At 68.4% G+C, this 22,996-nt stretch carries 23 protein-coding genes; 10 read left to right on the top strand and 13 right to left on the bottom strand.

The annotated features are described in order from the left end of the window. The first annotated feature begins 7 nt into the window (after nucleotides 1-7). The 5 genes from CY658_RS07050 to CY658_RS07070 all read left to right on the top strand — a co-directional run bounded on the left by CY658_RS07050 (nucleotide 8) and on the right by CY658_RS07070 (nucleotide 5,834). Nucleotides 8-1,288 carry a TRAP transporter large permease gene (locus CY658_RS07050; RefSeq protein ID WP_101489455.1) on the top strand — a complete coding sequence of 427 codons (1,281 nt, stop codon included), beginning with the start codon at nucleotides 8-10 and terminating at the stop codon, nucleotides 1,286-1,288. A 71-nt stretch (nucleotides 1,289-1,359) separates the two neighbouring features. Further along, the gene (locus tag CY658_RS07055) at nucleotides 1,360-2,367 is read left to right on the top strand and encodes a TRAP transporter substrate-binding protein (protein WP_101489456.1); all 1,008 of its coding nucleotides are present in this window, start codon (nucleotides 1,360-1,362) and stop codon (nucleotides 2,365-2,367) included. A gap of 113 nt (nucleotides 2,368-2,480) precedes the next feature. Then, nucleotides 2,481-4,307 (top strand): phosphogluconate dehydratase, encoded by a 1,827-nt coding sequence (gene edd, locus CY658_RS07060; protein ID WP_101489457.1) that lies wholly within the window; start codon nucleotides 2,481-2,483, stop codon nucleotides 4,305-4,307. 160 nt (nucleotides 4,308-4,467) lie between these two features. Next, nucleotides 4,468-5,103, top strand: a complete 636-nt coding sequence (gene eda / locus CY658_RS07065; protein WP_101489458.1) for a bifunctional 4-hydroxy-2-oxoglutarate aldolase/2-dehydro-3-deoxy-phosphogluconate aldolase — start codon at nucleotides 4,468-4,470, stop codon at nucleotides 5,101-5,103. Nucleotides 5,104-5,105: 2 nt separating this feature from the next. Further along, on the top strand, nucleotides 5,106-5,834 hold the full coding sequence (locus tag CY658_RS07070; RefSeq protein WP_101489459.1) for a haloacid dehalogenase type II: 729 nt from the start codon (nucleotides 5,106-5,108) through the stop codon (nucleotides 5,832-5,834). Between the two features lie 4 nt (nucleotides 5,835-5,838). Here the strand turns inward: CY658_RS07070 and CY658_RS07075 are convergent, their stop codons facing one another. The 8 genes from CY658_RS07075 to CY658_RS07110 all read right to left on the bottom strand — a co-directional run bounded on the left by CY658_RS07075 (nucleotide 5,839) and on the right by CY658_RS07110 (nucleotide 13,122). Further along, nucleotides 5,839-6,402, bottom strand: a complete 564-nt coding sequence (locus tag CY658_RS07075) for a DUF1697 domain-containing protein (protein ID WP_101489460.1) — start codon at nucleotides 6,400-6,402, stop codon at nucleotides 5,839-5,841. 28 nt (nucleotides 6,403-6,430) lie between these two features. Beyond that, nucleotides 6,431-6,844, bottom strand: coding sequence for a lactoylglutathione lyase (gloA, locus tag CY658_RS07080; RefSeq protein WP_101489461.1), 414 nt, complete (start codon nucleotides 6,842-6,844; stop codon nucleotides 6,431-6,433). A 56-nt stretch (nucleotides 6,845-6,900) separates the two neighbouring features. Beyond that, nucleotides 6,901-7,581: a glutathione S-transferase family protein gene (locus tag CY658_RS07085; RefSeq protein WP_101489462.1), complete on the bottom strand. Its 681-nt coding sequence runs from the start codon at nucleotides 7,579-7,581 to the stop codon at nucleotides 6,901-6,903. 102 nt (nucleotides 7,582-7,683) lie between these two features. After that, nucleotides 7,684-8,940, bottom strand: coding sequence for a hypothetical protein (locus CY658_RS07090; protein ID WP_101489463.1), 1,257 nt, complete (start codon nucleotides 8,938-8,940; stop codon nucleotides 7,684-7,686). Between the two features lie 11 nt (nucleotides 8,941-8,951). Next, a complete protein-coding gene (locus tag CY658_RS07095; protein WP_101489464.1) occupies nucleotides 8,952-9,635 on the bottom strand; it encodes an ABC transporter ATP-binding protein in 684 nt (227 codons plus the stop codon). Then, complete coding sequence (locus CY658_RS07100) at nucleotides 9,632-11,317, bottom strand: ABC transporter permease (protein ID WP_180838883.1); 1,686 nt, start codon at nucleotides 11,315-11,317, stop codon at nucleotides 9,632-9,634. Before CY658_RS07100 ends, CY658_RS07095 begins: the two co-directional genes overlap by 4 nt. 35 nt (nucleotides 11,318-11,352) lie before the next feature. Continuing rightward, nucleotides 11,353-12,414, bottom strand: a complete 1,062-nt coding sequence (locus tag CY658_RS07105; RefSeq protein WP_101489465.1) for a Fe(3+) ABC transporter substrate-binding protein — start codon at nucleotides 12,412-12,414, stop codon at nucleotides 11,353-11,355. A 141-nt stretch (nucleotides 12,415-12,555) separates the two neighbouring features. After that, a complete protein-coding gene (locus CY658_RS07110) occupies nucleotides 12,556-13,122 on the bottom strand; it encodes a PaaI family thioesterase (RefSeq protein WP_101489466.1) in 567 nt (188 codons plus the stop codon). A 75-nt stretch (nucleotides 13,123-13,197) separates the two neighbouring features. Between CY658_RS07110 and CY658_RS07115 the strand changes: the two genes are divergently transcribed. The 4 genes from CY658_RS07115 (at nucleotide 13,198) to CY658_RS07130 (ending at nucleotide 17,280) form a co-directional block, all read left to right on the top strand. Further along, a complete protein-coding gene (locus CY658_RS07115) occupies nucleotides 13,198-13,653 on the top strand; it encodes a MarR family winged helix-turn-helix transcriptional regulator (RefSeq protein WP_101489467.1) in 456 nt (151 codons plus the stop codon). A 130-nt stretch (nucleotides 13,654-13,783) separates the two neighbouring features. Next, nucleotides 13,784-15,100 (top strand): MFS transporter, encoded by a 1,317-nt coding sequence (locus tag CY658_RS07120; protein ID WP_101489468.1) that lies wholly within the window; start codon nucleotides 13,784-13,786, stop codon nucleotides 15,098-15,100. Between the two features lie 15 nt (nucleotides 15,101-15,115). Beyond that, entirely contained in the window at nucleotides 15,116-16,537 is a 1,422-nt protein-coding gene (locus CY658_RS07125; protein WP_101489469.1) for an MATE family efflux transporter, read from the top strand. A gap of 35 nt (nucleotides 16,538-16,572) precedes the next feature. Next, nucleotides 16,573-17,280, top strand: coding sequence for an SDR family oxidoreductase (locus CY658_RS07130; protein WP_101489470.1), 708 nt, complete (start codon nucleotides 16,573-16,575; stop codon nucleotides 17,278-17,280). Between the two features lie 6 nt (nucleotides 17,281-17,286). Here CY658_RS07130 and CY658_RS07135 read toward each other — a convergent pair whose 3' ends face one another. The 5 genes from CY658_RS07135 to CY658_RS07155 form a co-directional block, all read right to left on the bottom strand. After that, a complete protein-coding gene (locus CY658_RS07135) occupies nucleotides 17,287-17,616 on the bottom strand; it encodes a hypothetical protein (protein WP_101489471.1) in 330 nt (109 codons plus the stop codon). A gap of 114 nt (nucleotides 17,617-17,730) precedes the next feature. Beyond that, nucleotides 17,731-18,468 (bottom strand): aldolase, encoded by a 738-nt coding sequence (locus CY658_RS07140; protein WP_101489472.1) that lies wholly within the window; start codon nucleotides 18,466-18,468, stop codon nucleotides 17,731-17,733. A gap of 55 nt (nucleotides 18,469-18,523) precedes the next feature. Further along, nucleotides 18,524-19,165: a 2-dehydro-3-deoxy-6-phosphogalactonate aldolase gene (locus tag CY658_RS07145; RefSeq protein ID WP_101489473.1), complete on the bottom strand. Its 642-nt coding sequence runs from the start codon at nucleotides 19,163-19,165 to the stop codon at nucleotides 18,524-18,526. Continuing rightward, entirely contained in the window at nucleotides 19,162-20,073 is a 912-nt protein-coding gene (locus tag CY658_RS07150) for a 2-dehydro-3-deoxygalactonokinase (RefSeq protein ID WP_101489474.1), read from the bottom strand. Before CY658_RS07150 ends, CY658_RS07145 begins: the two co-directional genes overlap by 4 nt. Nucleotides 20,074-20,259: 186 nt before the next feature. Next, a complete protein-coding gene (locus CY658_RS07155) occupies nucleotides 20,260-21,999 on the bottom strand; it encodes an IlvD/Edd family dehydratase (protein WP_101489475.1) in 1,740 nt (579 codons plus the stop codon). Nucleotides 22,000-22,211: 212 nt separating this feature from the next. On the opposite strand from CY658_RS07155, the gene CY658_RS07160 reads away from it, so the two are divergent. Next, entirely contained in the window at nucleotides 22,212-22,961 is a 750-nt protein-coding gene (locus CY658_RS07160) for a FadR/GntR family transcriptional regulator (RefSeq protein WP_101489476.1), read from the top strand. Nucleotides 22,962-22,996: the final 35 nt, after the last annotated feature.

A 22,996-nucleotide genomic window follows, 5' to 3' on the forward strand; every position in this document is an offset into this window, starting at 1 on the left:
CGGCACCATGATCGTCACCGCTCTCTTCCTGATCGTGCTCATCGGCGGCATGGTGATCGGCATGCCGATCGCCCACGCGCTGGTGCTGACCGGTGTCGCGCTCATGTGGCACCTGGATTTCTTCGATGCGCAGCTGCTGGCGCAGAACCTGCAGGCCGGCTTCGACAACTTCCCGCTGCTGGCCGTGCCCTTCTTCATCCTGGCCGGCGAGCTGATGAACGCGGGTGGCCTGTCGCGCCGCATCATCGACCTGGCCCGCGCATTCGTCGGGCACATTCCCGGCGGCCTGGGTTTCGTGGCCATCGGTGCCGCCGTGCTGCTGGCGTCGATGAGCGGCTCGGCCATTGCCGACACCGCCGCGCTCGCCACCATCCTGCTGCCGATGATGCGCGAGCAGAAGTACCCGCCGAGCTACAGCGCGGGCCTGCTCGCGTCGGGCGGCATCATCGCGCCGATCATTCCGCCGTCGATGCCCTTCGTGATCTACGGCGTGACGACCAACACGTCGATCAGCAAGCTGTTCCTGGCCGGCGTGTTCCCCGGCCTGATGATGGGCGCGTTCCTGATCGGTGCCTGGTGGTGGATCGCCCGCAAGCACAAGCTGCCCGCCATGGCGCGCGTGGCATGGGGCGCGCGCATGAAGGCGCTGCTGCACAGCTTCTGGGCCATGATGATGCCGGTCATCATCCTGGGCGGCCTCAAGGGCGGCATCTTCACGCCCACCGAAGCCGCCGTGGTGGCCGCGGTGTATGCGCTGATCGTCTCGATGTTCGTGTACCGCGAGATGACCTGGGCCGGCCTGTACGAGGTCTTCCTCGCCGCGGGCAAGACCACCGCCGTGGTGATGTTCCTGTGCGGCGCCGCGACCGTGACCGCCTACATGATCACGCTGGCCGACCTGCCCAACCTGCTGGCCGACAGCTTCGCCGGCGTGATGGGCGACCCGATCGTCTTCATGGCGCTGATGATGGTGTTCCTGCTGGTGGTCGGCACGGCGATGGACCTGACGCCCACCATCCTGATCTTCGGCCCCGTGTGCGCGCCGCTGGCCATGAAGGCCGGCATCGACCCGGTGTACTTCGGCTTCATGTTCATCTACGTGGGCTGCATCGGCCTGATCACGCCGCCCGTGGGCACCGTGCAGAACGTGGTGGCCGGCGTCGGCAGGCTGCGCATGGAAACCGTCATCAAGGGCACCACGCCGTTCCTGCTCATGTACGTGCTGCTGGCCGTGCTGTTCGTGCTGTTCCCTTCGCTCATCACGGCACCGCTGGCCTGGATGCACTGACCCGCCAATCCTTTCCTTTTCTTTTTCCTTTTTCTTCCTCTCGTTCCCCTTTCGATACTCAGGAGACTTCCATGCGCATCCGTTTCGCTCTCGCCGGCCTTGTGGCCGCACTCGCCACCGCCGGCGCCGTCCAGGCGCAGGACTTCAAGCCGCGCATCGTGCGCTTCGGCTACGGCCTGGTCGACAACTCCAACCAGGGCCGCGCCGTGCGCCTGTTCGCGCAGGAGGTCGAGAAGGCGTCGGGCGGCAAGATGAAGATCCGCGGCATCGGCAACGCGGCACTCGGCTCCGACACGCAGATGCAGCAGGCGCTGATCGGCGGTGCGCAGGAAATGATGGTCGGCTCCACCGCCACGCTCGTGGGCATCGTCCCTGAAATGGCCGTGTGGGACACGCCCTTTCTCTTCAGCAACGTGAAGGAAGCCGACGCCGTGCTCGACGGTCCCGTGGGCGAGAAGGTCAAGGCGAAGCTGGAGCCCAAGGGCATGGTCGGCCTGGTCTATTGGGAGAACGGTTTTCGCAACCTCACCAACAGCAAGCGCCCCGTCAACAAGCTCGAAGACATGGGCGACATCAAGCTGCGCGTGATGCAGAACAACGTGTTCCTCGACAGCTTCAAGGCACTGGGCGCCAACGCCGTGCCGCTGCCGTTCTCGGAGCTGTTCACCGCCCTCGAAACGCGTGCCGTGGACGGCCAGGAGAACCCGTTCAACACTGTGGTGTCGAGCAAGTTCTACGAAGTGCAGAAGTACCTGACGGTGACCAACCACGTCTACAGCCCCTGGATCGTCACGGTCAGCAAGAAGTGGTGGGACACGCTGAGCCCGGCCGAAAAGAAGGTGCTGCAGGACGCCGCCGTGAAGAGCCGCGAGTTCGAGCGCAAGGACACCCGCGAGGAAGCCACCAAGGCCCTGGCCGAACTGCGCACCAAGGGCATGCAGGTGAACGAACTGCCCGCCACCGAGGCCAACCGCATGCGTGAGAAGCTCACCAGCGTCAACAGCGGCATCGCCAAGTCCGTGGGCCAGGAGACCTGGGACGCGGTCAACGGCGCCGTGGCGCAAGTGCGCGGCAAGTAAGCCCTTTCCCCTCGGGCGAAGGCGGTTTCGCACCGCCTTCGTCACTTTCGTGCCGGGTGTGGGGTTTACCATGAAGGCCCCAGCCAGCCGGCGCATTCACAGCCCCAGCAAGCATGCCACTCCACGACACCGTCCAAGCCGTCACCCGACGCATCCGCGAACGCAGTGCCCCGACCCGCACCGCGTACCTCGAGCAGATCGACGCCTACAGGCACCGTGACCGCGGCGCCGACCGCATGGGCTGTGCCAACGTGGCGCACGCCGTGGCCGGCATTCCGGCCAACGACAAGTTCAAGGTGGTGGCCGAGCGCGCGCCCAACATCGGCATCGTCACCGCCTACAACGACATGCTCTCGGCCCACGCGCCGTACCAGGGCTACCCGGACATCATCAAGCACGAGGCCCGCCGCCACGGCGCGACCGCGCAGGTGGCCGGCGGCGTGCCCGCCATGTGCGATGGCGTCACGCAGGGCACGCCCGGCATGGAGCTGAGCCTGTTCAGCCGCGACCTCATCGCCATGAGCACCGCCGTAGCGCTCACGCACGACATGTTCGACAGCGCGCTCATGCTCGGCGTGTGCGACAAGATCGTGCCGGGCCTGCTCATCGGCGCGCTGCACTTCGGCCACCTGCCCACGGTCTTCGTGCCCGCCGGGCCGATGCCCTCGGGACTGTCGAACACCGCGAAGTCGAAGGTGCGCGAGCAGGCGGCGCAGGGCCTCGTGGGCCGCCAGGGCCTGCTCGATGCCGAGATGGCGGCGTACCACACGGTCGGCACCTGCACCTTCTACGGCACGGCCAACAGCAACCAGATGCTGCTCGAAGCCATGGGCCTGCATGTGCCTGGCACGGCCTTCATCCAGCCCGGCGACGCCATGCGCGAAACGCTCACGCGCGAAGCCGTGCGATCGGTGCTCGGCAAGGCGAGCGACACCGCGTTCAACTGCCCGTCCATCGGCGAGATGGTCGACGAGCGCTGCATCGTCAACGCCATGGTCGCGCTGCTGGCCACGGGCGGCTCCACCAACCACCTGATCCACTGGGTGGCCGTGGCGCGCGCCGCGGGCATCCTCATCGACTGGGACGACTTCTCCCAGCTGTCCGACGTGGTGCCGCTGCTCACACGCGTGTACCCCAACGGCAGCGCCGACGTGAACGAGTTCCAGGCCTGCGGCGGCCCGGGCTTCGTGATCGGCGAGCTGGTCGAGGCCGGCCTCATGCACGCCGACGTGCTCACGGTGCGTGCCGGCGGCATCCGCGAATTCGCGAACATCCCGTCGCTGGTCGGCGAGAACACGCTGCAGTGGACGCCGGCCGCGCCACTGCAGAAAGAAGCCGTCACGCGACCGGTATCGAGTCCCTTCAGCGCCACCGGCGGCCTCAAGCTGCTCGGCGGCAACCTGGGGCGCAGCGTGATCAAGGTGTCCTCGGTGCCCGACGACCGCCATGTCATCGAAGCGCCGGCGCGCGTGTTCGACTCACAGGCCGCGCTGCACAAGGCGTTCACGGCCGGCGAGTTGGAGCGCGACGTGGTCTGCGTGGTGCGCTGGCAGGGCCCGCAAGCCAACGGCATGCCCGAGCTGCACAAGCTCACGCCGCCGCTGTCGGTGCTGCAGGGCAAGGGCTTCCGCGTGGCGCTGGTCACCGATGGCCGCATGAGCGGCGCCTCGGGCAAGATTCCCGCCGCCATCCACGTGTCGCCCGAAGCCGCGGCCGGCGGCCCGCTCGCCAAGGTGCGCGACGGCGACCTGATCCGCCTCGACGCGGTAGCGGGTACGCTTGCCGTGTTGCTGCCCGACGATGAATGGGCCGCACGCGAGATCGCCGTGCAACCCGAAGCGCAGCGCACCGCCGACGGACGCGGCCTCGGCCGCGAACTGTTCGCCGGCATGCGCCGCAATGCACTGGCCGCCGAAGAGGGCGCCTGCACCTGGCTGTGAAATAGGCTCGCCCCCAGGCTGCGCGCACTTCGTGTCGCTTCGCCAACCCCCTACCGGGGGCAACACCAGCGGCCCGGCAAAGCCGGTTCCGCGGTGTTTCTGGAATTGAAATCCGCGACACTGGAGATTGCGGACTGCTGGTAATTGATGGAGCTATGACATGACAGACAGACTCACTTCCCTCGACGTGATGCGCGACGCGCCGGTCATTCCGGTCATCGTGCTGACCGACGTGAAGCACGCCGTGCCGCTGGCGCGCGCGCTGGTGGCCGGCGGCATCCGCATGCTCGAAGTCACGCTGCGCACGCCGCAGGCGCTGCAATGCATCGAGGCCATCGCCAAGGAAGTGCCCGAAGCCGTCGCCGGCGCCGGCACCATCCGCAGCGCGGCCGATGCACAGGCCTCGGCGCTGGCCGGCGCGAAGTTCGGCGTGAGCCCGGGCTACACGCGCTCGGTCGGCAAGGCCTGCCACGACCTCGGCCTGCCGCTGCTGCCCGGCGTGGCCACCGGCAGCGAGATCATGACGGCGCAGGAAGACGGCTACACCCAGCTCAAGTTCTTCCCCGCGCTGCAGGCCGGCGGCCTGCCGATGCTCAAGGCCTGGCAGGGCCCGTTCGGCGACGTCACCTTCTGCCCCACGGGCGGCATCCATGCGGGCAACGCGGCCGAGTTCCTCGCGCTGTCGAACGTGGCCTGCGTGGGTGGTTCGTGGATCGTGCCGACCGACGCCATCCGCGACGGCGACTGGGCCCGCATCGAGCAACTGGCACGCGCCGCGAGCCAGCTGCCGCGCTGAGCATGCAGCCCGATTTCGACGCGAGCGACCTCAAGGTCATCGCGTTCGACGTGTTCGGCACGGTGGTCGACTGGCACAGCGGCATCGCGGCCGAGGTCGAGCGCGTGCTGCCCGGCGTGGACGGCGCGGCCTTTGCGCTCGCCTGGCGCGCCGGCTACCAGCCCGCCATGAAGGCCGTGATGGAACGCATCGCGGCCGGCGAGGGCGGCTTCACGCTGCTCGACGAACTGCACCTGAGCATGCTCGAACAAGTGCTGCACGACTTCAGCCTGGCCGACCAGCTCGACACTGCCGCCAAGCGCGACCTCAGCCGTGCGTGGCACCGCCTGCCGGCCTGGCCCGATGCGGTCGAGGGGCTCACGCGGCTCAAGAAGAAATTCACCATCTGCACGCTCTCCAACGGCAACATCGGCCTGCTCACCGAGATGGCCAAGCGCGCCGGCCTGCCCTGGGACTGCGTGCTGTCGGCCGAGGTGTTCAAGGCCTACAAGCCCGACCCGCGCACCTACCTTGGCGTGGCGGGTGTGTTCGATGCGACGCCCGGGCAGGTGATGCTGGCCGCGGCGCACCACGACGACCTGGCGGCGGCGCGCGTGTGCGGCCTGAAGACGGCGTACATCGAGCGGCCCCACGAGTTCGGCCGCAAGCAGCCGAAGGATGTGTCGCCGCAGCCGGACAACAGCCTGCATGTGCGAGACATCCTCGCGCTGGCTGATCGGCTGGGCTGCTGATCGATCAGTCGGTGATGAGCTTTTCCACCGTGCGCAGGTTGCGCGTGGTGGTGCTCGACTTGTAGCGGGTCTTCGCGAGCAGCTTCGCCACCGGCGTGTCCAGGCTTTCGCCGCGCGGGCACTGCCAGTACAGCACGCCATCGCCGCGCACCAGCTGCTCGACCGTGGCATCGACGGTGCCAGCTTTCTCGATGATCTCGTCGAGCATCGCGGCGTCGGAGCCGAACACGATGTACGGATGGTGCGTGTCGTCGATGCGTTCGAAAGGGTAGCTCGCGGCCATGTCGGCCACCTGCTGCTGCGTGCGCAGCACGATCCACGCCTCGTAGCCGAAGCACTGGCGCAGCGCTTTCTCGATGCGCGTGCGCAGCGCGGCGGCATCGGGCGCGTCGGTGTCGAACAGCACGTTGCCGCTGGCGAGCACCGTGCGCACCGCGCCGAAGCCGAGTTCGTCGACGAACAACGCCTTCAGGTCGGCGCTCTTGATCGTGATGCCGTTGACGTTCACGCCGCGCAGCAGGGCGACGTAGCGCGTCAGCGGCGCCTGCTTCTTCTTCGGGCTTGCCATGGCGTTGTTGCTTGCTGCCCGGAAAGGCTCAGCGCAGGCCGCCGCCCGACGCGTTCTCGTTGCGCTGGATCAATTCAATCTTGTAGCCGTCGGGGTCCGTCACGAAGGCGATCACCGTCGTGCCGCCCTTGACTGGACCGGCCTCGCGCGTCACGTTGCCGCCCGAGGCCTTGATCTTGTCGCAGGCTGCATAAGCGTCGGGCACGCCGAGCGCGATGTGGCCGTAGGCGGTGCCGAGTTCGTAGCTCTCGGTGCCCCAGTTGTAGGTCAGCTCGATCTCGGCCTGGTCGGGGTTGCCATTGCCGTAGCCGACGAAAGCCAAGCTGTACTTGTACTCGGGGTTCTCCGACGTGCGCAGCAGCGTCATTCCGAGCACTTGCGTGTAGAAGTCGATGGAGCGCTGGAGATTGCCAACGCGCAGCATGGTGTGGAGAAGTCGCATCTCGTGGGTCGTGTCGTTATGGGGGAAGGGCTATTGTCGCCCTCTGCTCCTGGCGATCAAGCCGCCAGCGTCAGCAGGTGCGCCTGGTGCTTCTTCAGAAAATCCATCAGGTGCTGCGGGTACTCGGGCACCACCGCCGCACGCACGCTGGGGCGCGCGGCCAGCGCATGGCGCCAGGCATTCACCTTCGGCAGCGCGTCGAACAGGTGCGAATCGCTGATGGCGTCGAACACCTCGAAGTAGCGGAACACCGGCGCGAACACCGCATCGACGAGGCTGAACGCCTCGCCCGCGAAGTGCGGGCCATTCCCCAGTGCGGCTTCGATGCGCGCGAACTTGGCGGCCAGTGCCTCGCGCTTCTGCGCGAACACGGCGGCGTCCTGCGTGGTCTCGTAGCCCCACAGGTCGGCGAGGACGGCCGAGCCGAATTCCATCCATGCGCGATGCTGCGCACGTGCGAGCGGGTCTTCGGGGTGCAGGCGGGCGCCGGGTTGCGTCTCCTCGAGGTATTCGCAGATCACGTTGCTCTCGAACAGCACGGTCTCGGTGCCATCGGGTCGCTGCACCTTCAGCAGCGGCACCTTGCCGAGCGGCGAGATGTCGAGAAACCATTGGGGCTTGTTCGCGAGATCGATGACGACGCGCTCGAAGGGCACGTTTTTCTCGTGCAGCGCGATCGCGGCGCGTTGCACGTACGGGCACAGCAGGTGGCTGACGAGGGTGAGGGCCTGGGTCATGTGGCTTTCCGTTCTCGAAGAAATGGGTGGTCTGGATCGCCGCGATTCTTGCGGTCCTGAACAACCTTTTCTGGAAAAGCCCATTCGGGCGGCGCCCGGCTGCTACGGCTTGGGAAAGAGGTACGCGCCGGCAGCAGGCTTGAGAAGGGGCTTGAGTTCGGTGAACGGCAACGCCACCGTGGTGCCGAGACAGGCGCCGAGCGCGTGCGGCACGCCGCTGACCGCGACGGCCAACGCATCGCGCCCGCGGGTGCGCTCGAAATGCAACGCCAGGTACTCGGGCCACACCTCGTCGCAACCCGTGGACTGCTGCGGGTCTGCGGCGGCTGCGGATTCGGGCCCACGCCCCTCTGCCTTCAGCTTCTTCCCGATCAGCGCCATGAGCGTTGTGCTCGGCGCGAACCCGTCCGGTGTTTGGGTGAAGGCCCGGAACAGGCGATTGAAGTCGAGGTACTCGCCACGGACCAGGTCGAGCGTGTAGGGCGCGTAGTGGTTGTGGGGATGGGCGCCGCCGCAGCCGGTGCTCCCCGATTCGACGACGCTTATCAGCGTCGGGCTGAGAAAGGTGACGCGCACCGATTCCGTGTCGTAGTCCCCCAGCGAGCCGGCCGCCGGGTGCGTCTCGGTGTAGAGGGTGGCCTTGCATTCGAGCGCGGCGAGGCTGAGCCGCCCGTGCCTGCGCGCGAGGATGGCGTTGACCTTCTCGAGCACGCGCGCATCCGGGTGCCGCGTGAGCCGCGGATAGGAGAAGCGCGTGCGCGGATCGATGACCATGCGCCATGCCACCGTTCCGCTGACGTGCTCCGCGCCTTGCTTGAGCGGGGTCTGCAGCTTCAGGTGGTCGTAGGGTGCCGTCTCGATGGAAACCGGTTCGTCCGAAGCCGCGCCGGTGGTGTTGCCGGGCGGGATGGGGCGCGTCGCCGGCTCGGTGGCGCCGGGACTCTTGTCCGGGTCGTACTGACGAACTTGCCGAAGCTCGAACGCGACGTTCTTCTTGCCAGGGCCATCGCTCCAGCTTCCGGCAAAGGCGCCGTTGATCACCTGGCCGCGCCACGTCGGACCCGGTTGCCGGGTCTGCGCATCTTCGAACAGCGGCGGGTTGCCGTCCCGTGCCGCGCGGTACATCGCATCACCCTGGAGGGGGAGTGCTTCCACGAGTTTCGTCATCGATCCGGAGAGCGGAATGTCGACACCGTGGCGGCGATAGAAGTACCGCCCGCCGCCAGTGGCATTCACTTCGAGCACGACCTCGCTGGTGCCGAGGGTGCCTTGGTAGATCGTGCGGACTTCTGCCAGGGCCGGCATCGCCGACCCGAGCAACGTCGCCCATGCGAGGAAGAGTCGGGTCGCGTTGCGCATCGGGAGGCTCGTTACGGGGCCGTGTCCAGCCAGTGCGTGATCCACCCGTTGTGCATCACGCCGATGCGGTCGGCCATCGCATGCGCTTCGGCCTCGTTGTGCGTGACGAGGATCGCGGTCTGGCCGGCCTTCTTCAGGATGCCACGCACCTCGGCGGTCAGGCGTTCGCGCGTGCCGCCGTCGAGGTTGGAAAACGGTTCGTCCAGCAGCAGCACGGCGGGCGAGGGTGCCAGCGCGCGGGCGAGCGCGATGCGTTGCTGCTGTCCGCCCGACAGCTCGTGCGGGTAGCGCTCGCCGGCTTCGGCCAGGCCGACCAGCGCGAGCATCTCGGCCACGCGTGTCTGCTGCGCCGCGCGGCCCAGGCGGCGCAGGCCGAAGGCCACGTTCTTTGCGGCCGACAGGTGCGGGAACAGCGCGTACTCCTGGAACATCATGCCCACGCGTCGCTGCTCGGGCGGCAGGTGCTTCTGGGGCGACGACAGCAGCGTGTCGCCGAGGCGGATCGTGCCGGCGCGCACGGGCTCGAAGCCGGCGATGGCGCGCAGCACCGTGGTCTTGCCACAGCCCGAGGGGCCGAAGAGGCAGGCGATCTCGCCCGCGGGCAGGTCCAGCGAGAAGCCGTCGACCACTGTGTGCGGGCCGCGCGGCGTGTCGTACGCGAGCTGGAGCGAGTCGAGATGCAGGGGGGAACTCATTCAGGGTCCGTGTCGGGAGGTGTCACCACCGGTGTCGCACCGAGCTGGTTGCGCGCCAGCAGCACCACCGGCAGCAGGCCGGCCACCACGATGGCCAGCGCGGCGATCGCGCCTTCTTCGTAGGTGCCGCGCGCGGCCTCGGCGTAGAGCCAGGTGGCGAGGGTGTCGAAGTTGGCCGGACGCAGCAGCAGCGTGGCCGGCAGTTCCTTCATGGCGTCGACGAAGACCAGCAGCGCGCCCGCCGCGATGGCGGGCTGCAGCAGGGGAAGGTGCACGCGGCGCAGCGTGCCGCCGGTGGTTTCGCCGAGCAGGCGCGAGGCCTGTTCGATGGCGGGTGGAATGCGCGCCAGCCCGGCCTCGATGCCGCCCACGGGCATCGCAAGAAAACGGATCGCGCAGGCCACGACCAGCACGATGCCCGCGCCCATCAGCGGCAGGCCTTGCCAGCCCATCGCGCCGGCCAGCGCCGCGTCGAAGGCCAGGGCCGGCGTCAGCAGGCCGATGGCGAGCACCGTGCCCGGCACCGCATAGCCCAGCGTGGCTGCGCGTGCCTGCCAGCGTGCGCGGTTGGAGCTGGTGCCCTGGCTGCGTGAGGCCCAGGCCACGACCAGCCCGGCTGCCACGGCGACCACGGTCACGCCGGCTGCGAGCGCCAGCGTGTTGCCGAGGCTGGCCACGAGGCCCTGCGAAATGCCGCCGCCCTGGTGCAGCCGCTTGCCGCTTTCCCAGACCAGGTACAGCGCGGGTGCCACGAAACCGATCAGCACCGGCAGCGCCGCCGTCGCGGTCGCCGCCCACGCCGCGCCACCGTGCAGGCGCCGGGGTTGCACCGCGCGCATGCGCTGCGCCGAACCGAAGCGCTGGTGCTGCCGTCCGTTGCGTTCGAGCCAGACCAGTGCCACCACCACGAACAGCATCGCGCAGGCAATCTGCGCGGCGCCGGCCAGGTCGGAGCGCGTGATCCAGGTGGTGTAGACCGCCACCGTGAGCGTGTTCACGCCGAGGAATTCGGAGGCGCCGATGTCGTTGAGCGTCTCGAGCAGTGCCAGGCTCAGGCCGACGGCCAGTGCCGGCCGCGCGAGTGGCAGCGCCACGCGAAAGAAGGCGCCGCGCCGGTTCTCGCCCAGCGTGCGCGCCGCTTCCATCAGGTGCGCCGGCTGGGTCATGAACATCGCGCGCGCCGTCATGTAGACGTACGGGTAGAGCACGAAGCCCAGCACGAAGACCGCGCCCGGCATCGAGCGCAGGTCGGGCAGGCGGAACTGGCGCGGGCTGTCGAAGCCCAGCATCCAGCGGATCGCGCCCTGCACGGGGCCGATGGGATGCAGCAGGTCGAGGTAGGCAAAAGCGACGATGTAGGTCGGCATCGCCAGCGGTAGCAGCAGTGCCCAGTTGAGCACGCCGCGGCCGGGAAAGTCATGTGCCGTGACCAGCCAGGCGCAGCCGGTGCCGATCACGAGGACGAGGGTGCCGACGCCCGCGAGCAGCAGCGCCGTGTTGAGCGCTGCCTGCGGCAGCACGTGCGCAAACAGCGGCCCCCAGTGGCTGACGCCCGAGCCGAATGCGAGCCAGGCCAGCGTGAGCACCGGCGCGAGCACGCCGAGCGCGATCAGGAACGACGCGCAGCGCCACGCCGGGCCCGCGGCGCGCAGGCCCGGCGGCTGGCGCCGCGACATCAGCATTCAGTCGCCGGCACGGTGTGCCCGGCCATGCAAGGTCACTGGTCGAAGCCGACCTTGTCCACCAGGGCGCTGGCCTGCTTGCGGTGCTTGGCAATCTCGGTCAGCGGCAGCGGGTCGACCTTCAGCGCGCCGATGGTCTCGCCGATGATCGGGTCGAGGGCCACGCCCTTGCGCACCGGGTATTCGTAGTTGGTGTCGGCGTAGAGCGCCTGGGCCGGTTCCGACACCAGGAACTCGAGCAGCTTGACCGCGTTGGCGCGCTGCGGTGCGTTCTTGGCCACGGCCGCGCCGCTGATGTTCACGTGCGTGCCGCCGCTCTTGGCGTTGGCGAAGGTGGGACGGATCACCTTGATGGCGTCGCCCCACTTGCGCGCGTCGGTGCCTTCCTTGGCGCTCTTCATCTGGCCGACGTAGTACGAGTTGGCCACGCCGATGTCGCAGATGCCACCGAGGATGTCGCGCGCCACGTCGCGGTCGCCGCCGGTGGCCTTGCGCGCCAGGTTGCCCTTGACGCCGCGCAGCCACTGCTCGGTCTTGGCCTCGCCGTCGTGCGCGATCATCGCGGCCACCAGGGCCGTGTTGTAGGGGTGCTGGCCGGCGCGGATGCAGACCTTGCCCTTGTACTTCGGGTTGGCCAGGTCTTCGTAGCGGAAGCTGGTCAGCGGCTGGTTCTTGTCGGCGTACAGCACGCGGGCACGCAGCGAGAGCGCAAACCACTGGCCGTCGGCGCCGCGCAGGTTGGCCGGAATGGCCGATTCGAGCGCGGCCGATTTCACCGGCTGCGTCACGCCGCCGTCGACCAGGTCCATCAGGTTGCCGATGTCCACCGTCATCAGCACGTCGGCCGGCGAGCGCGCGCCTTCGGCCTTGACGCGTTCCAGCAGGCCGTCCTTCACGAACACCGTGTTGACCTTGATCTTGCTCTGCGCGCTGAACGCCGAGATGAGCGGCTGGATCAGCGCCGCCTCGCGCGTCGTGTAGAGCGTGAGCTCGTCAGTGGCGGCGTGGGCGGGCAGGGCGGCAAGGGCGAGCCAGGCGGCGGAAACGCCGAGGAGGGCGTGCGCCACGCGGCCTTGGGAGCCGGAACGGTCGGTCATGAAGGATCCTCCAGGTGCGGTGAGGTGTTCTAGGAAAGGCATCGGCGACGACGGAGCGTGTCGCTGATGCGAACAATTATCACTGACGGGGAGGAGCGGGTTTTCCTTTGGCTTACAGCCTGAGGGCCTACTAGAAACGCCTCACCGCCCCGCCGGCACCTCGAACACCAGGCACGTTGTCGTCGCATGCGCATACAGCGTGCCGTCCGCCCCGACCAGCCGGGCCTCGGCGGTGGCGAGCTGCTTGCCGCAGTGGATCACCTTGCCCTCGGCGCGCACGCGCTGCACCTTCGGCGTGAGGCCCTTGACGTAGTTCACGCTGAGTTCGGCGGTGGTGTAGCCGCGACCGGGCGGCATCATGGTGTGGACCGAGCAGCCCAAGGCCGAGTCGAGCATCGTGGCGACCCAGCCGCCGTGGATGGTGCCCAGCGGGTTCAGGTGCTGCGGCAGCGGCGTGCCCTGGAAGATGGCGATGCCCCGGCTGACCGAGACGATCGTGAAGTCCAGCGTCTTGGCGATGGCGGCGTACGGAATTTCGCCGTTGAGCATCGCGTGCATGACCTCCAGGCCGGTCTTGCCCGCGACCTGCTCGGGGCGTGCGAGGCCGGGGCCGGGGCCGTTGTCGAGACGCTCGACGATCTGCCGTTCTTCGGCGATCCATGCGTCGAGCAGGTTGATGGGGGTGTCGGTGGAAGCTTGCTGCGTCATGCCTGTGTTCCTGCTGGGGGCTTTGGTGAGAGGGGTTGATTGCATATGCAATAGTTGCACATACAATAATACCCCATGAACACACCGACCCAACCCCGCGGCTGCACCAGCTTCAAGGTGCGACAGCTTTCGCGCCGCCTGTCGCAGCACTACGACGCCGAGGTATCGCACAGCGGTCTGAAGACCACGCAGTACTCGCTGCTGTCGCACCTGGCGCGGCTCGGTCCCTCGCGCCCGGTTGACCTGGCGGGCGAACTCAAGATGACCGCTTCGACCCTGAGCCGCAACCTGCAGCCACTCATCGCCGCGGGCTTCATTGCGCAGGGCGCCGGCGCCGATGCGCGCAGCCTGCTGGTGCAGCTCACCGAAACGGGCGAGGCCAAGCGCCGCGAAGCGCAGCAGCACTGGAAGGCGGCGCAGCTGCAGATCAATGCGTTGCTGGGCGTGGAGCGTGTGCTCGCGCTGCACCAGCTGATCGACGATGCGATGGACCTGCTGGGGGCCGACGACGAGCCCGCCATCGAAGACTGAGCGTCTTCCCACCCCGAGCGATACCGAGATTCACGACATTTTTCTCACCGCGCGCAGAGGCTGAGCGCGCGAGTGCGTTGCTTGCGTTGCCGTTTTTCCTCCTCCATTCAATTCCAACAGCAGAGGTTCCATGTTCGCCACCCACGTCTCCGCATGGCTGCAACGCCGCGGCATCCACTACGGCTGGATCGTCGCGGCCGTCACCTTCCTGACCATGCTCACCATGTCGGCCGCGCTCGGCTTGCCCGGCGCGATGATGAAACCGCTCGGCGACGAGTTCGGCTGGAGCACCGAGCAGATCTCGTCCGCGCTCGCGCTGCGCTTTGCGCTGTTCGGCCTCATGGGCCCGTTCGCCGCGGTGCTGATGGAGCGCTACGGCCTGCGCGCGGTGATGTGCGCCGGCCTCACGCTGGTTGGCCTGGGCATGGCGCTGGTCACCACGGCTTCGCAGCTGTGGCAGCTCTTCGTGCTGTGGAGTTTGATGCTCGGCCTGGGCACCGGCATGACGGCGCTGGTGCTCGGCGCCGTGGTGGCCAACCGCTGGTTCGTGGCGCGGCGCGGCCTGGTCGTGGGCATGCTCACGGCGAGCGCGGCCACCGGCCAACTGGCCTTTTTGCCGCTGGCGGCCTGGATGATCGAGCACTGGGGCTGGCGCTCGGCCATCGTGCCGATCGTGGTCGGCAGCGTGGTGATTGCGCTGCTCGCGCTGTGCCTGGTGCGCAACCGGCCGTCGGACATCGGCCTGCTGCCCTACGGTGAAGCGCCCGGCACGCAGCCGGCGCCCGCACCCGCCTTCACGATGAACTTCGCCACGCCGTTCCGCGTGCTGCGCGAGGTGGCGACCAACCGCACCTTCCTGATCCTGGCCGGTACCTTCTTCATCTGCGGCCTGAGCACCAACGGCCTGGTGCAGACGCACTTCATCTCGCTGTGCGGCGACTACGGCATGAGCGCCGTGCCCGCCGCCTCGGTGCTCGCGATGATGGGCGCCTTCGATTTCGTCGGCACCATCCTGTCGGGCTGGCTCTCCGACCGCTACGACAACCGCAAGCTGCTCTTCTGGTACTACGGCCTGCGCGGGCTGTCACTGTTCTGGCTGCCGCACTCCGAATTCACGATCTACGGCCTGGGCCTGTTCGCGATGTTCTACGGCCTCGACTGGATCGCCACCGTGCCGCCTACCGTCAAGCTCGCGGGCGCCGCGTTCGGTCCTGCGAAGGTCGGGCTGGTGTTCGGCTGGATCTTTGCGGCCCACCAGCTGGGCGCGGCCACTGCGGCCTACGGCGCCGGCTTTGCGCGCACGCTGCTGCTGACCTACACACCCGCGCTGTACACGGCCGGCGCGGCCTGCCTGCTCGCGGCGGTGATCGTGATGGCGATCCGCCGCCCCGCCAAGACCGCTGCCGCCCCGGCCGCGGCCACCACCAACGCCGCCGCGCGCGCCTGAACGCCGGAGACCCGCATGACCACCCCGCAAAACAACGCCGACCTTGACCCGCGCACGCGCCGCCTGCTCGAGGCGCCCATCATTCCCACGCTGCTGCGGCTCGCCGCGCCCAATGTGCTCGTGATGCTGGCGCAGGCCTCCGTCGGGCTCATCGAGACCTACTTCGTCGGCAAGCTCGGCACCGATGCACTCGCCGGCATGGCGCTGGTGTTCCCCATCGTCATGCTGATGCAGATGACCTCCAGCGGCGCGATGGGCGGCGGCATCGCCTCGTCGATCGCGCGTGCGCTGGGCGCGCGCCGCAGGGGCGATGCCGATGCGCTGGTGTGGCACGCGGTGGTCATCGCGCTCGGCTTCGGCCTGTGCTTCACGCTCGCGCTGCTGCTGGGCGGGCGCTGGCTCTACGGCGTGATGGGCGGCTCGGGCGCTGCGCTGGAAGCTGCGCTCACGTACTCGAACTGGGTGTTCGCGGGTGCGGTGCTGGTGTGGCTCTTCAACTCGCTGTCCGCCATCATCCGCGGCACCGGCAACATGGCGGTGCCGGCCAACGTGACGGTGGTGGGCGTGGTGTTCCTCATTCCGGCGTCGCCGCTGCTGATCTTCGGCATCGGGCCGTGGGGCGGCATGGGCATTGCGGGCGGGGCGCTGGCGCTGCTGCTGTACTACCTGCTGGGCTCGCTCGCGCTCATCGCCTACCTGCGCTCGCCGCGCAGCCTGCTGCGGCCCACGCTGGCCGCGTTCCAGATGCGCTGGCCGCTGTTCCGCGACATCCTGCGCATCGGCCTGATCGGCACGGTGTCGACCGTGGCGACCAACCTGTCGATCGGCATCGCCACCGCGCTCACCGGCCACTTCGGCGCGGGCGCACTGGCCGGCTACGGCACGGCGTCGCGGCTCGAGTATCTGCTGGTGCCGCTGGTGTTCGGCCTGGGCGCGCCGCTGGTCGCGATGGTCGGCACCTGCATGGGCGCGGGGCTGCGCGAGCGTGCGCTGCGTGCCACCTGGGCCGGCGCGGCGCTGGCCTTCGGCATGGCCGAACTCATCGGCTTGGCTGCCGCGTTGTTCCCGCGTCCGTGGCTGATGCTGTTCGGCAATGACCCCGTGATGCTCGAGACCGGCGCACACTACCTGCGCGTGGTGGGGCCGCTCTATGGTTTCTTCGGCGTCGGGCTGGTGCTGTACTTCGCCTCGCAGGGTGCGGGCCGGCTGCTGTGGCCGGTGATCGGCAACATCGCGCGGCTCGCCGTGGCGGGCACCGGCGGCTGGCTGGCGCTGCGCTGGGGCGGTGGGCTCACCGGTGTGTTCGCGGCGCAGGGCGTGGCGCTGGTGGTGTACGGCATCGTCATCGCCTCGGCCATCGCGGGCGGCGCGTGGTTCGGCCGCGTCGGCTGGCCGCGCACGACGCAGGGTTTGCTGCGCCGCGTGGCACAGGCCTGAGCGCCCATCGATTTCTTTTCAACGAAAGGCTCGTCATGCAGATCAAGGATTCCGTCGTCTTCATCACCGGTGCCAACCGGGGGCTCGGCCTGGCATTCGCCAAGGCGGCACTCGCGGCCGGCGCGCGCAAGGTCTATGGGGCCGCGCGCGACCCGAAGAGCATCACGCTCGCCGGCGTCGTGCCCGTGGCGCTCGACGTGACGCAGCCCGCGCAGATCGAAGCCGCGGTGCGTGCCTGCGGCGACGTGACGCTGCTGGTCAACAACGCGGGCATCTCGCGCGGATCGAGCTTCCTCTGCTCGCCCGACGCGGTGGCCGCGGCGCGCGCCGAGTTCGAGACCAACTTCTTCGGCCCCTGGGCGCTCACGCAGGCCTTTGCGCCGGTGCTCGCGTCGAACGGCGGCGGTGCGGTCCTCAACGTGCTGTCGGCGCTGGCCTGGACCACGTTCCCCGGCGTGGCGACCTACAGTGCCACCAAGTCGGCGGCCTGGTCGCTGAGCAACGGCTTGCGCAACGAGCTGGCGGGACAGGGAACGCAGGTCACGAGCCTGCATGTGGCGCTCATGGACACCGACATGGCGGCGCGCATGCCCGGCCCCAAGACCTCCCCCGACGACGCGGCGCGCCAGGCGCTGGCGGGCGTGGAAGCGGGCCTGCCCGAGGTGCTGGCCGACGAGGTCACGCGCCAGCTCAAGCAGAGCCTGTCGACCGACCGGCCCGCTTATGCGAGCCCGCCGGTCTGACGTGCGTCAGTAGCGGTAGGGGTTGTTCGGGCGGCGGTCGTAACGGTTGGGCACGCCGTCACCGTCGTAGTCCCGGCGGCCATGGCGACGGTCGTCCCAGCCGCGACGGCCGTGGTCGTAATAGCCGTGGCGACGCGGACCGTCGTAGTGACCCGGGTGGTAGTGGCGCGGGGGCGGCGGCGGTGCGTAGTAGCGGGGATGGTGCGGCGGCGGGGCCGGCGTCACATACACCTGGGCCTGGATGAACGGGCCGCCGGCCTGGGCATGGGCGGGTGCGGTGAGGGCGGCCAGCGAGAGCAGGGCGGCGGCACCGAAGGCGAATGTCAGCTTTTTCATGGCGACTCCTGAGGAGTGGTTGCGATGCCTCATCGTCGCGCCATTGTGTGAAGTTCTTGTAAGCCGGAAGCGAAATCGCATGAAGAGCTGTAAGCCGCTGCGCTCCCGCTTTTTTCAGCGTTGCGGGGCCGGCAGCATGCGCCGCAGGGCTTCGAAGAACAGGTCGGACTGTTCCCGCTCGCCCTGGATCTGCGCCGCCACGTGCGCGGCCAGCTTCGCGTTCACGGGCACCAGCGGGCGCCCGGTCGATTGCGCGATCACCTGGTGCAGGCAGGCGCGCTCCAGGTAGTACAGGTCGTCGTACGCGTGCGCGATGGTGCCGCCCGCCACGATCACGCCGTGGTTCGCGAGAAAGGCCACGTCCTTGCCCGCCATGGCGCGCGCGATGCGTTCGCCTTCGGCGTTGTCGAGCGCCAGGCCGTTGTACTCGGCGTCGATGGCGATGCGGTTCATGTAGCGCATGGCGTTCTGGCTGGCGGTCGGGTCGAGTGCGCGGTCGACCGTGAGCGTCAACGCCGTCGCGTAGGGCATGTGGCAATGCAGCACCACGGCGTGGCCCGTGAGCCGGTGCACCGCGCCGTGGATGAAGAGCGCGGTGGGCTCCACGCGGTGACGGCCCGCAAGCACTTCGCCGTGCACGTCGATCAGCACGATGTCGTCGGGGCCGATCTCGCTCCAGTGCAGCCCGCGCGGGTTGATGAGGTAGCGGTCCTGCGCGCCCGGCAGCAACACGCTGAAATGGTTGCACACACCTTCGGAGAGCCCGTGATGGGCGGCCGCGCGCAAGGCGAGCGCGAGGTCTTCGCGCAACTGGCGCACGGCGGGGCTGGCGTATTCGGAATCGGCGGACATCGCGGGGGTCTCCTTCTTTCTTGTGGTCGATGAGTCGTGTCGGATCAGGCGCGGGTCACGCGCGGATGAGGCCGGCCCAAGCCGCCACGAAGCGCTGCGCGTCTTCGCGCACGGCGGCGGCGGTCTTGCCGGGCTTGTAGAGCGACGAGCCGATGCCGAAGCCGGCCGCGCCGGCTGCGCGCCACGTGCCCATGTTGTCCGGCGAAATGCCACCCACGGGCATCACGGGCGTGCCGGCCGGCAGCACGGCAAGCAGTGCCTTCACCACGGCGGGCGAGGCCAGCTCGGCCGGGAACAGCTTGAGGCCCGTGGCACCGGCCGCGAGTGCGCCGAAGGCCTCGGTCGGCGTCATCACGCCGGGCAGGCAGACCATGCCCAGCTGTGCAGCCTCGCGGATCACTTCCGCGTTGAAGTTGGGCGACACGATCAACTCGCCGCCGGCCGCCTGCACCTCGCGCACCTGCTTCGTGTCGAGCACGGTGCCCGCGCCGACCAGCGCGTTTGGAAAGCGCTGGCGCATGAGCGCGATGCTCTCCAGCGGCTGCGGCGAATTGAGCGGCACTTCGAGCAGTCGGAAGCCGGGCTCGACGATGGCGTCGCCCACGTCGGCGGCTTCGGCGGGCGAGAGGCCACGCAGGATGGCCACGAGCGGCAGGGCCTGCATCGCGGCGTTGAATTTATCGAGGGGTGTGGTCATGCGGCGGGTGTCCTGTCGGTGTCGAGAAAGCCGGACAGCGTGTGCAGTCCGGCCCATGTAGCTTCGGCGCCGAGCGTGCGCGTGGCAACGCCGGTGGCGCGCAGGGCCAGGGTGTAGCGCTGGGTGAGGGTGGAGGAGCCGATCAGCACGACCTCGCCGACGGCCTGCACCGATTGCGTACGCAGTTCCTCGCCGATGAGCAGGCCCGACAGGTAGCTCGACAGCTCCTCTTTCGGCATGCGCTCGAACAGCGCCAGCGTGCGCGCGCCGAAGGCGTTGTGCAGCAGGCCGTGGCCGTTCTCGGAGCGCGTCACGCCTTCGAGGAACGCGGCTTCGTCGAGGGGCGCGGCCGCATCGAGCGTGCGCGCGAGGATCGAGTGCTGGCTCAGCAGCGCGTAGAACTCGCCCGTCATGTAGGTGCGAAAGCCGGCGACGCGGCCCTTCTTGACCGTGGCCCATTTGTTGTGGGTGCCGGGCAGCACGAAGACACCGTCGTCCAGGCCGGTGATCGTCATGGCGCCGAGGATCTGCACCTCTTCGCCGCGCATCACGTCGGGCACGCCGGCGTGCTCGTCGCTCAGGCCCGGCACGATCGCGATGCGTGCGCCGGGGATGGCGTTGATGTCGATGATCTTGCGGCCCACTTCCACGCGGCCTGCGGGGCAGGGGCAGTAGGGCGCTTCGACCCAGCCCTGCTTGCTGCCGGCCATGCCGGAGATGAGGCAGCGCGTGTTTTCCAGGCGCATCCAGTCGCCGAACAGCGAATCGAACACGGCAGGGAAGCCGCCTTCGGGCACGGTGAGGATGCCGCGGGCATCGCTGCGTTCTTCGATGACGTGTCCACTCGGGTCGAGCAATGCACCGCGTAGCGAGCTTGTGCCCCAGTCGATGGCGATGAGTCTTGTCATGTCTGTCGTCTTTGAGCGTTGGTTCGGGGCGCGTGCCCAGGCCACCGGGTGCTTCCCTCCGCGAATGTCCCCCGCTTCGCTCCTCCTTGATTTCGCTGCGGGAAGCACCCAGTGTCCTGGGCACGGGAGGCGCGGTCGTGGTGCGGGGCGATCAATCAACCCGCGATCGCACCCCGAACGTCCAGATCAGTGATTGTCTCGCGGCACAAAAGCCCCGCGACGCCCGCGCAGAAAGTCCAGGTCGGCCCCCTGGTCGGCCTGCAGCACCGTGTCGACATAGAGCTTCCAGTACCCCGAGTCGAGCGGTGCCTTGGGCGCCACCCACTTCGCGCGGCGCTTCGCCAGTTCTTCGTCACTCACATGCAGGTGCAGCTTGCGGTTCGGCACATCGAGCTCGACGATGTCGCCGTCCTGCACCAGCGCCAGCGGGCCACCGGCCGCCGCTTCGGGTGCCGTATGCAGAACGACGGTGCCGTAGGCCGTGCCGCTCATGCGCGCGTCGCTGATGCGGACCATGTCCGTGATGCCCTTGCGTAGCACCTTCGGCGGCAGCGGCATGTTGCCCGCTTCGGCCATGCCGGGGTAGCCCTTGGGGCCGCAGTTCTTGAGCACCATGATGCAGTGCTCGTCGATGTCCAGGTTCTCGTCGTCGATGCGCTTGTGCAGATCGTCGGCGCTCTCGAACACCACGGCGCGGCCCTTGTGCACCAGCAGCTCGGGCGTGGCCGCGCTGGGCTTGATGATGGCGCCGTTGGGTGCGAGGTTGCCGCGCAGCACGCAGATGCCGGCCTTGTCCTTGAAGGGCTCGGCCTGGGTGCGGATGACCTGCGGGTTGTAGTTCTCGGCGTCCTTCACGTTCTCCCACACGCTCTGGCCGGTGACGGTGAGGATGTCCTTGTGCAGGTGGTCGGCGATTTCCTTGATGACCACGGGCAGGCCGCCCGCGTAGCAGAAGTCTTCCATCAGGAACTGGCCCGAGGGCTGCAGGTTCAAGAGGCAGGGCAGGTCGGCGGCGAGGCGGTCGAAGTCGTCGAGCGTGAGGTTGACGCCGATGCGGCCCGCAATGGCCAGCAGGTGGATCACGAAGTTGGTCGATCCGCCGATGGCTGCGTTGACCTTGATCGCGTTCTCGATCGCCTGGCGCGTGAGGATCTTCGACATGTTCATGTCTTCATGCACCATGTCGACGATGCGCCGGCCCGCCTGCCGCGCGAGCACGTTGCGCCGGCCGTCGACGGCGGGGTAGGCCGCATTGCCCGGCAGGCCAATGCCCAGCGACTCGACCATGCTGGCCATGGTGCTGGCTGTGCCCATCGTCATGCAGTGGCCGTGGCTGCGGTGCATGCAGCTCTCGGCCTCGAAAAAATCTTGCAGCTTGAGCGTGCCGGCGCGCACCTGTTCGCTCATCTGCCACACGCCGGTGCCCGAGCCCAGCTCCTGTCCGCGCCACTTGCCCGAGAGCATCGGGCCGCCCGACACGCCGATGGTCGGCAGGTCGACGCTGGCCGCGCCCATCATCAGTGCGGGCGTGGTCTTGTCGCAGCCCATGAGCAGCACCACGCCGTCGAGCGGGTTGCCGCGAATGCTCTCTTCCACGTCCATGCTCGCGAGGTTGCGGTACAGCATGGCGGTGGGGCGCAGCAGCGTCTCGCCGAGCGACATCACCGGGAACTCGAGCGGGAAGCCGCCGGCCTCATACACGCCGATCTTCACCTGCTCGGCGAGCGTGCGGAAGTGCGAGTTGCAGGGCGTGAGTTCGCTGAAGGTGTTGCAGATGCCGATGACCGGGCGACCGTCGAACTGGTCGTGCGGCACGCCCTTGCCTTTCATCCAGCTGCGGTAGATGAAACCGTCGCGGTCATGGCGTCCGAACCATTGCTGGCTGCGCAGTTCGCTGGCGGGCTTTTTCTTCGGGGCGTTGCTCATGGGATGTGTCTCTTTGTCGTGGATCTGGAGCCGAAATCCTCAGGGTTTTTCCTGCCGGACGACCCTTTCAATCATCATATGATAAGCGTGACGAGCTGTCGCGCATTCAGGGTTTTCGAGTGGCCGGCACAGGCGCAGCCGCCTGAATCCGGCCTCGACACGTGCAGGAAAACAAGCACCGGACACCACCAGAACCACACACACAGGCCCGCATGATCAAGAACGTCCACGGCAACACGGTCGACCGCATCGGCAGCGACATCGTCGCGGGCCGCTATGCGCCCGGCGCGTCGATTCCGCCGGAGCCGCTCTTGTGCGAAGAGCTCGGCGTGAGCCGGACCGTGGTGCGCGAATCGATCAAGTCGCTGATCGCCAAGGGGCTCGTGACCAGCGGGCCGAAGGTGGGTACGCGCGTGCAGCCGCCCGACCAGTGGAACTGGTTCGATGCCGACGTCATCGTGTGGCAAACACAGGCGGGCCTGTCGGCCGAGTTCCTGCGCGACCTGCAAGACCTGCGCCGCGTGGTCGAGCCCGCCGCGGTGGCGCTGGCCGCCCAGCGCGCCACGGCCGAAGACATCGCCGACATGGAAGACGCCTACGCGGGCATGAAGCGCGCCATCGAGTTCGGCGGCGACTACATCACGCCCGACCTGCGTTTTCACCAGGGCCTCATCCGTTCCAGCCACAACCGCATGCTGGTGCAGATGAGCCGCGCGCTGGGCGCGTTGCTGCGCACCAGCTTCGAGATATCGACCTCGCGCAAGAACGGTCCTGCGAGTTCGCTGCCGCTGCACCGCGCGGTGCTCGACGCCGTGATCGCACGCGACCCGGCCGCTGCCGAGAAGGCCGTGCGGGTGCTCATCGACGGCGCGCGCCTGGACATCGAGACCGTGCTGGCCTCGCGCAAGAAGCTGCCGCGCATCAGCCGGCCGGCGACGCAGCTCAAGGCCTTTCCGCTCTAGCAAGCAAGAGAGAGCGCAGAGCGGTCCTTCCTCCC

The organism is Variovorax sp. RO1 (assembly GCF_002849325.1).
In the GTDB taxonomy this organism is placed as follows: Bacteria; Pseudomonadota; Gammaproteobacteria; order Burkholderiales; family Burkholderiaceae_C; genus Variovorax.